This is a genomic window from Geodermatophilus sabuli, from assembly GCF_010686765.1.
Classification (GTDB): Bacteria; Actinomycetota; Actinomycetes; order Mycobacteriales; family Geodermatophilaceae; genus Geodermatophilus; species Geodermatophilus sabuli_A.
On the sequence record NZ_JAAGWF010000005.1, the window covers coordinates 99,271 to 111,451 of the forward strand.

General features: G+C 74.1%; 9 protein-coding genes. 5 read left to right on the forward strand and 4 right to left on the reverse strand.

All coding sequences use genetic code 11. From position 1 onward, the window contains the following. The first annotated feature begins 158 nt into the window (after positions 1-158). The 3 genes from eat (at position 159) to GCU56_RS04090 (ending at position 3,167) form a co-directional block, all read left to right on the forward strand. Positions 159-1,610, forward strand: coding sequence for an ethanolamine permease (eat, locus tag GCU56_RS04080; RefSeq protein WP_163480242.1), 1,452 nt, complete (start codon positions 159-161; stop codon positions 1,608-1,610). A 4-nt stretch (positions 1,611-1,614) separates the two neighbouring features. After that, on the forward strand, positions 1,615-2,394 hold the full coding sequence (locus tag GCU56_RS04085; RefSeq protein WP_345771620.1) for a FadR/GntR family transcriptional regulator: 780 nt from the start codon (positions 1,615-1,617) through the stop codon (positions 2,392-2,394). Positions 2,395-2,543: 149 nt separating this feature from the next. Then, positions 2,544-3,167 carry an antibiotic biosynthesis monooxygenase gene (locus GCU56_RS04090; protein ID WP_163480243.1) on the forward strand — a complete coding sequence of 208 codons (624 nt, stop codon included), beginning with the start codon at positions 2,544-2,546 and terminating at the stop codon, positions 3,165-3,167. Positions 3,168-3,276: 109 nt separating this feature from the next. Here the strand turns inward: GCU56_RS04090 and GCU56_RS04095 are convergent, their stop codons facing one another. Next, entirely contained in the window at positions 3,277-6,546 is a 3,270-nt protein-coding gene (locus GCU56_RS04095) for an SNF2-related protein (protein ID WP_163480244.1), read from the reverse strand. Positions 6,547-6,666: 120 nt separating this feature from the next. Here GCU56_RS04095 and GCU56_RS04100 point away from each other — a divergent pair, with 120 nt between their 5' ends. After that, positions 6,667-8,217, forward strand: coding sequence for an HNH endonuclease signature motif containing protein (locus GCU56_RS04100; RefSeq protein ID WP_163480245.1), 1,551 nt, complete (start codon positions 6,667-6,669; stop codon positions 8,215-8,217). Between the two features lie 152 nt (positions 8,218-8,369). Here GCU56_RS04100 and GCU56_RS04105 read toward each other — a convergent pair whose 3' ends face one another. Together GCU56_RS04105 and GCU56_RS04110 are read right to left on the reverse strand one after the other, a co-directional pair. After that, entirely contained in the window at positions 8,370-9,140 is a 771-nt protein-coding gene (locus GCU56_RS04105) for an enoyl-CoA hydratase/isomerase family protein (protein WP_345771621.1), read from the reverse strand. A gap of 149 nt (positions 9,141-9,289) precedes the next feature. Then, positions 9,290-9,778 (reverse strand): hypothetical protein, encoded by a 489-nt coding sequence (locus tag GCU56_RS04110; protein ID WP_163480247.1) that lies wholly within the window; start codon positions 9,776-9,778, stop codon positions 9,290-9,292. Positions 9,779-10,137: 359 nt separating this feature from the next. On the opposite strand from GCU56_RS04110, the gene GCU56_RS04115 reads away from it, so the two are divergent. Next, positions 10,138-10,560 carry a nuclear transport factor 2 family protein gene (locus tag GCU56_RS04115; RefSeq protein ID WP_163480248.1) on the forward strand — a complete coding sequence of 141 codons (423 nt, stop codon included), beginning with the start codon at positions 10,138-10,140 and terminating at the stop codon, positions 10,558-10,560. Between the two features lie 66 nt (positions 10,561-10,626). Here GCU56_RS04115 and GCU56_RS04120 read toward each other — a convergent pair whose 3' ends face one another. After that, complete coding sequence (locus GCU56_RS04120) at positions 10,627-12,030, reverse strand: DUF4407 domain-containing protein (RefSeq protein WP_163480249.1); 1,404 nt, start codon at positions 12,028-12,030, stop codon at positions 10,627-10,629. Positions 12,031-12,181 lie beyond the last annotated feature (151 nt).

A 12,181-nucleotide genomic window follows, 5' to 3' on the forward strand; every position in this document is an offset into this window, starting at 1 on the left:
GAGCCCATTGACCGAATGCAACAGGTCGGACGCGGTCGCCGTCAACGACCTTGACACCGCCGCCGGGCGGGCACCACGCTTCCCGGCACCGCTCAGCTCCAAAGGTCCACGTCGAGCCCAATGCCCGCCGCCGAGTGGGCCCGAGCCGGGAGTACCGCATGGTCGACCGCCGCAAGGTCCACGGTGCCGAGTACGAGCAGATGGGCTCCGACTACCTGGAGGGCCGGCAGCTGCGCAGCGGCGCCGCCGGCTGGGTGCTGCTCGCCGGGCTCGGCGTCGCCTACGTCATCTCCGGTGACTTCGCCGGCTGGAACTTCGGCCTCGCCGAGGGCGGCTGGGGCGGCCTGCTCATCGCCACGGTGCTGATGGCGATCATGTACACCGCGATGGTCTTCGGCCTCGCCGAGCTCGCGTCGGCGCTGCCGGTCGCCGGTGCCGGCTACGGCTTCGCCCGCCGGGCGATGGGCCCGCTGGCCGGCTTCGCCACCGGCACCGCGATCCTCATCGAGTACGTCATCGCCCCGGCGGCGATCGTCGTGTTCATCGGCGGGTACGTCGAGGCGCTCGGCCTCTTCGGGCTGACCAGCGGCTGGCCGGTCTACCTCGTCTGCTACGCGATCTTCGTCGGCATCCACCTGTACGGCGTCGGGGAGGCGCTGCGGCTGGTGTTCGGCATCACCGCCATCGCCGTCGTCGCCCTGGCCGTGTTCGTCGTCGGGATGATCCCGCAGTTCAGCGCGTCGAACCTGTTCGACATCGAGCCGTCCTCGGCCGCCGGCGCGAGCGAGTTCCTCCCGTTCGGCTTCGCCGGAGTGATCGCCGCCTTCGTCTACGGCATCTGGTTCTTCCTCGCCGTCGAGGGCGTGCCGCTGGCCGCCGAGGAGTCGCGCGACCCGAAGCGGGACATGCCCCGCGGGATCATCGCCGCGATGATGGTGCTGCTGGTCTTCGCGGCGCTCATCCTGATCACCGCGCCCGGTGGTGCCGGCGCCGCGGCGATCGCCGACTCGGACAACCCGCTGCCGCTGGCGCTGCGCGAGGCCTACGGCGGCAACACCTGGATGGCCGACGTCGTCAACTACGCCGGCCTGGCCGGGCTGGTGGCGAGCTTCTTCTCCATCGTCTTCGGCTACTCCCGCCAGCTGTTCGCGCTCTCGCGGGCCGGCTACCTGCCGCGCTGGCTGTCGCGCACCGGCGCCCGCCGGACGCCGTACCTGGCGCTGATCGTGCCCGGCACGCTCGGCTTCCTGCTCGCCGCCATCACCCAGGACGGCGCACTGCTCATCAACATCGCGGTGTTCGGCGCGACCGTGTCCTACGTGCTCATGACGCTGTCCCACATCGTGCTGCGCAAGCGCGAGCCGGACCTGCACCGGCCGTACCGGACGCCGGGCGGCGTCGCCACCACCGGGGTCGCGCTGGTGCTCGCCGCGGCCGCCGTCGTGGCCACCTTCTTCGTCGACGTCAAGGCCGCCGGCATCACCGCGGCCATCTTCGTCGCGGCTCTCGCCTACTTCTGGTTCTACAGCCGGCACCGCCTGGTGGCCAACGCCCCGGAGGAGGAGTTCGAGGCGATCGGTCGGGCGGAGGCCGAGCTCGCCGGCGACTGACGCCGTGCGGGCCCTGCTGGTGCCCAGCCGGGAGGGACTGTCGTCGGCGCAGCCGCCGGAGGTGTCGTCGGGTGCCGTGCGCGGCGCCGACGAGGCGCTGTTCCGCCCGATCCGCGGCGGCAACGCCTTCGAGGAGACCGTCGAGCGGCTGCTGTCCACCCTCCGACTCGGCGTCGTCGCCCCCGGCGGGCGGCTGCCCCCTGGACGCGAGCTCGCGGCCCGCCTCGGTGTGAGCCGGGCGACCCTGCGCGAGGCGCTGGCCACCCTGCAGACCGCCGGGTACCTGGAGTCGCGGCGCGGCCGCTACGGCGGCACGTTCGTCGTCGCCACACCGTCTCCCGGCTCCGGGCTCGCCCCCGGCGGCCGCTCCGCGGCGGAGATCGACGACGTCCTGGCGTTCCGGCAGGTGCTCGAGGCGGGCGCGGCCGAGGCCGCCGCGGCGCGATCGCTGACCCGCGCCGACCGCGAGCACCTGACCGCCCGGCTGGCCGAGTGCACCGGCACCGGCCAGGCCGACTACCGGCGCCTGGACTCCCGGCTGCACCTGGCCATCGCGGAGGTGGCCGGCTCGCCGTCCCTGACGACGGCGGTCGTCGACGTCCGCTCCCGGGTCAACGAGCTGCTCGACGCGATCCCGCTGCTGGCGCCCAACATCGAGCACTCCGACCGCCAGCACGCAGCGATCGTCACCGCGATCCTCGCCGGCGACCCGCCCGGCGCCCGGCGGACCATGGCCGAGCACCTGGCCGGCACGGCGGCGCTGCTGCGCGGCTTCCTGACCTGACCGCGACGGTCGGGCGGAGCGTGGTGGTGACGCCCTCCGCGAGGATGTCGGCCGCTCGAGGACCCGTTGACAGGTCCCCGGAGCGGAGAACCATGTCCTGCGCGGCGACGCCGCAGGGGCGCCGCCCACGCTTCCGAGAGGAGCGCGGCATGTACGCACGTTCCACGACCGTCCACGCCGACCCGCAGCGCATCGACCAGGGCATCGCCCACATCCGCGACGAGGTCATGCCCACCGTGCAGGACATGCCCGGATGCATGGGCCTGTCCATGCTCTGCGACCGCGACTCCGGCCGGTGCATCGTCACCACGAGCTGGGACTCCGAGGAGTCGATGAGCGCCAGCAGGGAGGCTGTCCGTGCCATGCGCGAGGAGGCCACCGACGTGATGGGGGGCCAGTTCGACGTCCAGGAATGGGAGATCGCGGTCATGCACCGCGCCCACACCATGGGCGAAGGCGGCTGCGCCCGGGTCATCTTCAGCCAGCTGAGGAACGCCGGCGACGCCGACCGCGTGATCGAGGCGTGGAAGGCCGGCGTCCTCCCCCGCATGGACGAGTTCGACGGCTTCTCCAGCGTCAGCCTCATGGTCGACCGGGCCGCCGGTCGCGGCGTGACCACCGTGTGCTTCGACGACCGCGAGGCGATGGAACGGTCACGGGAGATGGGCGACCGCATGCGCGCGGAGTTCAGCAGCGCGATGGACGTCGACATCACCGAGGTGATCGAGATGGAGATCGCCATCCATCACCTGCGCGTACCCGAGATGGCCTGACGGACGGCGGCCGGGTGGTGACCACCCCTGCAGGTGGGCACCACCCGCCGTCCTGCGCCGACCTGCCGACAGGAGGACCGCCGTCACCGGCAGGGACCGGCCGGGACCATCAGGCGAACAGGCCCCGGATGTCGTCGGCCGTCAGGGGACCCGCCAGCCCGCCCTCGCCGTCGTCGTCCAGCACCCGGGAGAAGAGGTCGCGCTTGCGCTCCTGCAGCGCCACCACCTTCTGCTCGATCGTGTCCGCGGCCACCAGCCGGTAGACCATGACCGTCTTCGCCTGGCCGATCCGGTGCGCGCGGTCGACCGCCTGCGCCTCCGCAGCCGGGTTCCACCAGGGATCGAGCACGAAGACGTAGTCCGCCTCGGTCAGGTTCAGCCCGAACCCCCCGGCTTTGAGGCTGATCAGGAACACCGGCGCGCTCCCGCTGCGAAACCGGTCGATCGCCCCCGACCGGTCCCGCGTCCCCCCGTCCAGGTAGGCGTACGGCAGCCCCTCGGCGTCCAGCCGTCCACGCACCGTCCCCAGGAAGCCGGTGAACGAGCTGAACACCAGCGCGCGGTGCCCCTCGGCGACCACCTCGTGCAGGTGCTCGAGGAACGCGTCGGCCTTGCTCGACCGGATGCCGGCGTAGTCGCCGTCGACCAGCGCCGGGTCGAGGGCCAGCTGCCGCAGCAGGGTGAGCGACCGGAAGATGGTGAACCGGTTGTGCTGCAGGTCGTCGACGAGGCCGAGCACCTTGCGCCGCTCCTGCTGGAGGTGCGTGTCGTACACCTTGCGGTGCTTGGGGTTCAGCACCACCTCGAGGACCTGCTCCTGCTTGGGCGGCAGCTCGGCGGCCACCTGCTCCTTGGTGCGGCGGCGCATCAGCGGCCGGATGCGGCGGCGCAGCGCGGTCAGCACCTCGGCGTCGTTCCCCCGCTCGATCGGCGTCCGGTAGTGCTCGGTGAACCGCTGCGGGCTCGGGAACAGCCCGGGCGCGACGATCGACAGCATCGACCACAGGTCCATCAGGTCGTTCTCCACCGGCGTGCCGGTGATCGCGAGCTTGAACCGGGCCGGCAGCCGTCGCGCGGCGGCGTACGTCTTCGCCTGGTGGTTCTTCACGAACTGCGCCTCGTCGAGCACCAGCCCGGTCCACCGCAGCGCGCCGTAGTCCTGGTCCCCCAGCCGCAGCAGCGTGTACGAGGTGACGACCAGGTCCGCGCCCTCGACCACCTCGGCCAGGGACGTGCCCCGCTTACGGCCGGTGGCCTCGATGGTCCGGACGACGAGACCGGGCGCGAACCTCTCGGCCTCCCGCGCCCAGTTCGACACCACGCTCGTCGGCGCCACGACCAGCACCGGAGCGGTCAGCTCACCGGCCTCCTGCGCCCGGCAGACCAGCGCCAGGGTCTGCAGGGTCTTGCCCAGCCCCATGTCGTCGGCGAGCACCCCGCCGAGGCCGGCGTCCCACAGCACCGACAGCCACTGGTAGCCCTGCAGCTGGTACGGCCGCAGCTGCGCGGCCAGCCCGGCGGGCGCCGGCGGCGGGGCGGCGTCGTCCACGTCGAGCAGCGTCCGGACGTCGCGCGCCCACCGCTCGCTCTGCTCGGCCACCACTCCCAGCTCGACGAGCTCGTCCCACAGCCCGGCCTGGTACCGGCTGATCCGCAGCCCCGGGCGGTCGGCGTCCTGCAGCGCCCGCGCCTCGTCGATCAGCTTCCGCAGCCGGTCGAACTCCGGACGGCGGACGTCGAACCAGGTCCCGCTGGGCAGCAGCAGGTGCTCGTCCCCCGCCGCCAGCGCCGCGAACAGCAGGGGGAACGGGATGTCCTCGCCGTCCACGGTGACGGTGACCCCGAGGTCGAACCAGTCGCCGTCCCCGACGTCGGTGGCCGACACCGCCACGACCGGAGCGGCCTCGGACCGCCGGTAGTCCGGCGGTTCCCCGGTCACCTCGACGAGCACACCGGCATCGGCCAGCCGGGGCAGGAACTCGGTCGTCAGGACGGCGGCGTCCATGCCGGAGAGCTCGGCGACCGGCACCGGCCGTGGCTGCGGACCGGCGTACCAGTACCGCGCCAGCCGGGCCGGCGGCGCGGGCAGGGCGCGCAGCAACCGGTCCTCCTCGGCGAGGTCGCGCCCGACGTCGGAGGTGTCGCCCCTGTCCCGTCCGAGCGGCAGCCGGCGGACGTCGTCGCCCGAGCGGTAGAGCACCCACCAGGTGAGGCGGGCCCGGTGGCCGGCCGTGTGCTCGACGTGCAGGCCCACCTGGGGTGGCAGCACCTCCGGCAGTTCCACCGAATGATCGGACGAGCGCACCGGCAGCGCCCGGCGCAGAGCGGGGTAGAAGACGGTGAGGAAGCGCGCACGGTCGGCCGCGGGCACCCGCACCGGACCGCCGGTGACCAGCCTCTCGACGCTCCTGGGCACCCGCTGGAGCGGGACGAGCAGCAGCCCGCCGTCCGCCACCAGCCCGTCCGGCAGGCCGTCGACGCCGGGGATCAGTGCGGCGCCGTGCGGCGGGCTGCCGAGCAGCCGGACCGCCGTCGCCGGCATCCGGACGTCGTCCGCCAGCTCCACCACCGCCTGAACCCGGAGGCCGGCGTCCCCGTCCTGGCGCACGTCCACCGTGACGGCGCCCGGCTGCTCGGTGACCGCGACGGTTCCGCCGCGGGAGGTCAGGAGGGTCACGCCGTCGTCGACCGCCCGCCGGAGGGCCGGCCACAGCTCCGGGCCGAACTCCTCCAGCCGGACGGGCGCGTCACCGGAGCCGGAGTAGCCGCCGGGGCCGTCGTCGGCCGCCCGGTGTACCCGGTGCAGGCCCGTCAGCGCGTCGGCGTGCGCCTGGTTCCGGTGCCCCGACCAGTCGAAGGGCAGACTGCGCCACGACACCCCCGTGCGGATCCAGCGCCCCTTCGCGCCGGGCACGACCGGGCGCAGGCGCACCGACACCTCGGGCCCGGCGGCGCGGCGGTTCACCGCCCGCTCGACGTCGAACTGCAGGCCGATCGGGGTGCCTCCGGGAGACGGCGCGGCCTGCACCAGGTCGGCGACCGCGCGCTCCCAGTCCGGTGCGCCGGGCGCCTCGGACGAGGCCATGTGGACCTGGCGGGCGGCCAGGAGTGTCGCCGCGACGTGCTTGCAGTCGAAGCCGACCGGGCAGCTGCACTCCCCCCACCACCGGGACTCCCCGCCGTCGTACTCCACCACGGTCTGGTAGATCCGCCCCAGACTGCCGCTCACCACCGCCTTGACCTGGCCCGTCGCGCGGAGGACGGAGACCTCCGCGACCCGGCCCTCGCGGGCGTACGCGGCACCGCGGTTCCAGGCGTCGTTCCCCACCGAGCGGCGGAGCACGGAGTCGGTGAGCGCCGGACGCCACTCGTCGAACACCGCCCGAGGTTAACGGCGCCGAAAGAGGGCCGAGCCGCTGTCCACAGCTCACCGGCTGCCGGTGTCGGCCATGCCTCCGACCAGCCGGAACTGTCGTAGGTGGGGCCTAGCGTGCGGGGCATGGAGGACGGAGGGGTACCGCGGCCGCCGGAGGACGGCGAGCCGATGCCCGTCCTGCCGTGGGAGGTGGTGTCCCGGCAGTCGGGTGAGTTCGAGCTGGTGTGCGACATCTGGTCCACGGACGCGCACATGGCCCGCGAGTACGCCCGGCAGGCCGCCACCATCGCCGAGCTGGCGCGCCGTCGCTCGGCCGAGCGCGACGCCGCGTTCGGGCCTCGGGGTGGGCCGGGGCGTGATGCCCGGGCGCTGCGGCCGGCCGCGCTCGCCGACGTCTCCGACGACTTCGTCTCCGAGCTCGCGCTGATCCGCCACTGCTCGGAGGCCGAGGCCGGCCGGCTGGCGGCCGAGTCGATCCTGCTCACCACCACGCTGACCGCGACCTGGTCCGAGCTGTACGCCGGGCGGCTGACCGTCCGCAAGGCACGGATCCTGCTCGACCTGCTCGGTGATGCCGATCCCGAGGTCGCCGCCGCCGTCCAGGGGCGAGTGCTCGCCGACGCCGAGGCGTGCCCGCCGTCCCGGTTGGCCGACCGGGCCCGCTACCACCTGTACCGGCTGGACGCCGAAGCCAAGGAACGCCGCCGGCTCGAGGCCGAACGCCGGGCCGACGTGCACGTCGAGCGCACCGCCGACGACCTGGGCCGGCTCGTCGTCGAGGGTCCGCTGCCCGCCGTGCACGCGGCCCGCGATGCGGTCGACCAGTACGCCCGCTGGATGCGGGCCGACGGTGACGACCGGCCGATCGGCGTGCTGCGCGCCTCGGCTGCGTTGGACCTGATCCTGCGCCCGTGGGACACCAGCCGTCCGCCGGTGACCGCGCAGCTACACGTCCACGCCGCACTCACCTCGCTGCGGCCCGACAATCCGGCCGACGCCGCCCCGGCGGAGCTGGACGGGCAGCTGATCTCCGCCGCCCAGTGCCGCGACCTGCTCGCCGCACTCGACATGCTGCCCCTGTCCCCGGCGCCGATCGGCGGGTCGATCTCCGTCGCGATCGACCACCCGGTCACCGGTCAGACCCTCGCCGTGGCCACCCGCGCCGAACTCCGCCGCGCCGCCGGCCGACGTCGCCGCATCCACCGCCGCAACCAACCGGACCCCGAAAACTGCCCCACCCGGAAACCGGGCCGGGACGACCGCGGGGCCGGCACGACCGAACCGGACGACGGGCCGGGCCTGCGGCCGCCGCCACCCACCCGCGGCTACCGGCCCACCGCCGCGCAGCGCCGCCTCGTCACCGCTCGTGACCGGCACTGCCGAATGCCCGGCTGCCACCGCCGGCCCGGCCGCTCTGACCTCGACCACGCACTCGAGTACGCCGCCGGCGGGCCCACCGCCTGCGAGAACCTGTGCTGTCTCTGCCGGCGGCACCACCGGATCAAGACCTTCGCCCGCGGCTGGTCGTTCGCCCTGCTCCCCGACGGCGAGCTGGTCGTCCGCACCCCGTCGGGCGTCATCCGGTCGACCCGCCCGCCCGGCTGGTGCCACGACCCGGAACCCGACCCGCCCTGGCTCGAGGACGTCGCCCCACCCGACCCGCTCCGCGTGTGAGGGGGGCGCTCGGCCCACCCTGGTGACGAGCACGGCGGCAGCGCCGCGCTGGCGTGCGGCGGGTTCAGGTGAGCACGGCCGCCGACATGTCGACGTGTCGAGAGGTCTCGGTGGCGACCTGTCGACCTGTTGACGTGTCGACGTCTCGCCGCTCAGCCGGCTGAGCGGCGCATCGACCACATCTGGGCCGGGCGCTCGAACTGGGTGGCGACCTCCCAGCTCACCGCACCGCCCGCGACCTCCCTGCGGAAGTTGCCCACCGCCACCCGCGCCAGCTCCGGGTCCGCGGCCACACGGGCGGCCAGCTCCATCGCCCGGGGCTCCACCGCGTCGTCGTCCACCGACTCCCAGGCCAGCCCCAGCTCGGCGGCCCGCGCACCGGAGATCTCCTCGCCGAACAGGGCCATCGCCGACGCGGCCTCCCGGCCGATCAGCCGGGACAGGATCACGAAGTGCCCCCCTCCCGGGTGCATCCCCCGCTTGAGGAAGCCGCACAGCAGCCGCGCGTCGGACGCGATGATCCGCAGGTCCGTCGCCAGCAGCATGTTCATCCCGGCGCCGACCGCCGACCCGCGCACCGCGGCGATGGTCGGCACCCGCACCTGCCCGAGCCGGTAGAAGGAGTCGTAGATGGCCGACATCCCGTCGTAGGCCTCCGGAGCAGCGGGATCGCGCCCGGCGGAGGTCAGCGTCGCGATGTCCCCGCCCGCGCAGAACGACTTTCCCACCGCCCGGACCACCAGCGCCCCGATCTCCGGCCGCGCGTCCACCTCGTCGAACAGCCCGATCAGCTCCCGGGCCATCGACGGCGTCAACGCGTTGCGGCGATCGGGCGCGTTCAGCGTCACGACCGCGACCGCGCCGTCCACCTCGAGCAGCACCTCACCCGAGGCAGCGCCGGGAACCGAGCCGGAAGCAGTCACGAGCACACCCCCACCCACGCAACCGGCCCCTCCGCCGGCTGACACCGGAGGCATCAGACCACGGAGGAGCCGGGGCGGCGCGGAAGGGCTCAGACCCCCGACGGCAGCCGGTCGTGGAGGCTGCCGGTCACAGCCACTGGCGGGACGCCTCAGGCGGCCAGGGCGCCGGAGTAGGTGCCGCCCACGCCGGCTGTCGCCGTGCCCCCGAGCAGCCCGTGCGTGTCTCCGGACAGCGCCATCAGGCCACCCACCGACCCACCGGGCCGCGTCACGCCGGTGTAGACGAGCGTCGCGCTGGTCGGCGCCCCGTCCACGGTCCCCGTGAAGGTCCCGGTGAAGGCGAAGACGTCCCCGTACGTCCCCGGCGGGGCGGTGAAGGCCACGGTGCACGGCGCGTCGACCGCGATCCGGATGGTGCCGGGTGCCTGCCCGGTCAGCGTTCCTCCGGCAGCGAAGGACAGCTGGACCGGGGCGGTCCCCAGGCACCGGTCGCCCGGGAGCGGCCGGACGACGGGCGGCCCCGTGACGGCCACGGTGAAGTCCCCGGAAGCGGGGACACGGGTGGCCGCCGCGGCCGGGGAGGCCCCGATCCCCACGAGGGCGGCACACAGAACCAGAGCGAGCAGTGACGTGCGCATGCCGGCGGACGGTAGGAGCCACCCCAGGTCCGACGAAGGGCCGTTGTGCCTCCGGACACCGGACGCGGGCGTGTCCTCCTTGCCACGCCGAGGCATCCCTGCGGGACGGGAACGTGATCCCCCGCGCCGCCTCCGCACGGTCGGCGCGGCAACCGTCCGCCGGGAGTTCCCGGGACCGCGAGAGCCGTGGAGAGGCACCGCACCACCGGCCGCCGCCGATCCGCCCGGGTCCGCTCCGTGGTGGGGTCGGGTCACCCGCCGTCGTGGCGCGCTGGGCGGGCCTCTAGGGCGCTCCGGCGGCCACCCGCAGCACGGCGGCGCTCACTACCGTCGGCCGATCATCACCCGAGGAGGTCGTCATGACGCAGACAACCGACACCAGCGTCGAGACCGTCACGGCTCTCTACGACGCCTTCGCTCGAGGGGACGTCGCCACGGTCATCGGTGCCCTCGACGAGAACGTCGAGTGGTACGAGGCGGAGGGCAACCCCTGGCACCCGGGCCGTGCCTTCGTGGGACCGCAGCAGGTGGTGGAGGGCGTCCTTGCCAGGATCGCCGAGGACTTCGAGGACTTCCGGGTGGAGCCGCACAAGTTCATCAGCAACGGCGAGACCGTGGCCGTCGAGGCCCGTTATCGGGCCACCAGCCACCGGGCCACCGGCAAGCCCCTGGACGCCCAGGTGGCGCACGTGTGGGACGTCCGCGACGGCAAGGTGGTCCGTTTCCAGCAGTACGTCGACACCCGGCAGCTGGCCGACGTGATGGGCGTCGCCGTCATCTGAGCGGGCGGCGGCGGACTGCCGGAGCTCTCCCCGGCAGGCCACCCTCCCCGGGCAGTGCCGCCCGGGTCAGACGCCCGTCGTCACCCGGTCGGTCGGCCGGCGACGCACGGATCGCACCGTCCGGACGGCGGCCTCCCGGGCCAGGCCGAGGATCGGCCCGGTGTCCCAGGGCTGCCGCACCGGCTCGGCAGCGACCGGCGCCGGCTCGGCCGCACCGGCCTCCCGCGCCACGGCCGCAGCCGCCACCGCCTCGACGGCCGCGCGCCGGCGGGCCAGCAGGGCGTCCTTCTGCCGGTCGATGCGCTCCCGCTCGGCCATCACCAGGAGTTCCTCGCGCGCCTGCGCCACGGTGAGCCGCGACTGGTGCTGCATCGTCTCGACCTCGACGTCCCCGGAGTCGCGCAGCGCCGCCAGCTTGTCGTAGGCCGACGGCGGGCCGAAGTTGAGCAGCAGCTTCATCAGCACCGGCAGGATCTCCACGCACATGAACAGCAGCGACAGCATGAACTGCGCTGCGGCCAGCGTGGCGTTCCGGTCACCGAGGCGGTCCAGCGCCTGCAGCCGCGCGAGGATGCCGCCGTTGTCCTCGTTGGCCCCGTCGAACGCGGCCTGCAGCCGGTCCTGCTCCGCCGTCAGCCGCTCGAGCGACTCCCGGTCGAGGTCCAGCGACGACGCCGCCAGGTCCGTGCTGCGCTCCTCCGCCGCGTCAGCGGCCTCCTGCGCGGCGGCGAGCGAGGAGCCCGCCGCGGCCACCACGGCGGCCTGCGCATCCGCGGCCGCCCGCGCCTGGAGGTAGGCGTCGCCGGTGCCGGCGTCCCCCGTTCCGCAGGTGCCGTCCAGCTCGCACTGCGCCTTCGCCTCGAGCTCCCCGGACGTCGCCAGCGCCTCGTCATAGGCCGTCTGGCGCTCGATCACGGTCGACTGCACGGGAGCCAGCTCGGGGTCGGTCCGCCCGCCGCTGGCGATGATCGACTCCTGCGTCGCAATCCGCTCCCGCAGCTCGGGCAGGCCGACGAACCGCGCGTCGGACTCCAGCGACTCGCGGTGCGCGTCGGCCGCCTCGGCCTGCATCGTCACGATCTCGGCGTCGATCTCCTTGTGGAACACCTGCAGCGTCAGCGGCGTCGCGATCACGATGCCGAGCACCAGCGCCAGGCCGATCCGCGGGACGGCGAGCACCAGGTTCCGCTTCAGCGACGCGTCGTGCGCCATCCCGACCAGCAGCATCCGGTCCAGGTTGATCACCACCGCGCCCCAGCCGAGGCCGACCAGCAGCGCGAGCGGCCACCAGACGCCGAGCGCCATGTGCACCGCGAACGCCATCGAGACCAGCGCCAGCCCTCCGGTGCTGAGCAGGACGCCGCCCAGCGCGACGAACCGCGGTCGCGCCCCGGGCGCCACCTCCAGGACGTCGGGACGCGCGCCGCCGAGCGACGCCAGGCCGTCGCCGAGCCGCTGTCGTGCCGCCATGCCGAGCCACCCCCAGGCGACGGGGGTCGTGGATCAGCCGCCGCCTCCCCTGCCTCATCGGCAGTCCCCGGCGGTGACGGAACGGTCTCGGCGCACGGCGGCCGAGTTGGCACGAGGGTCACACCGGCGGGACGCTCGGCGCCCGCCCGCT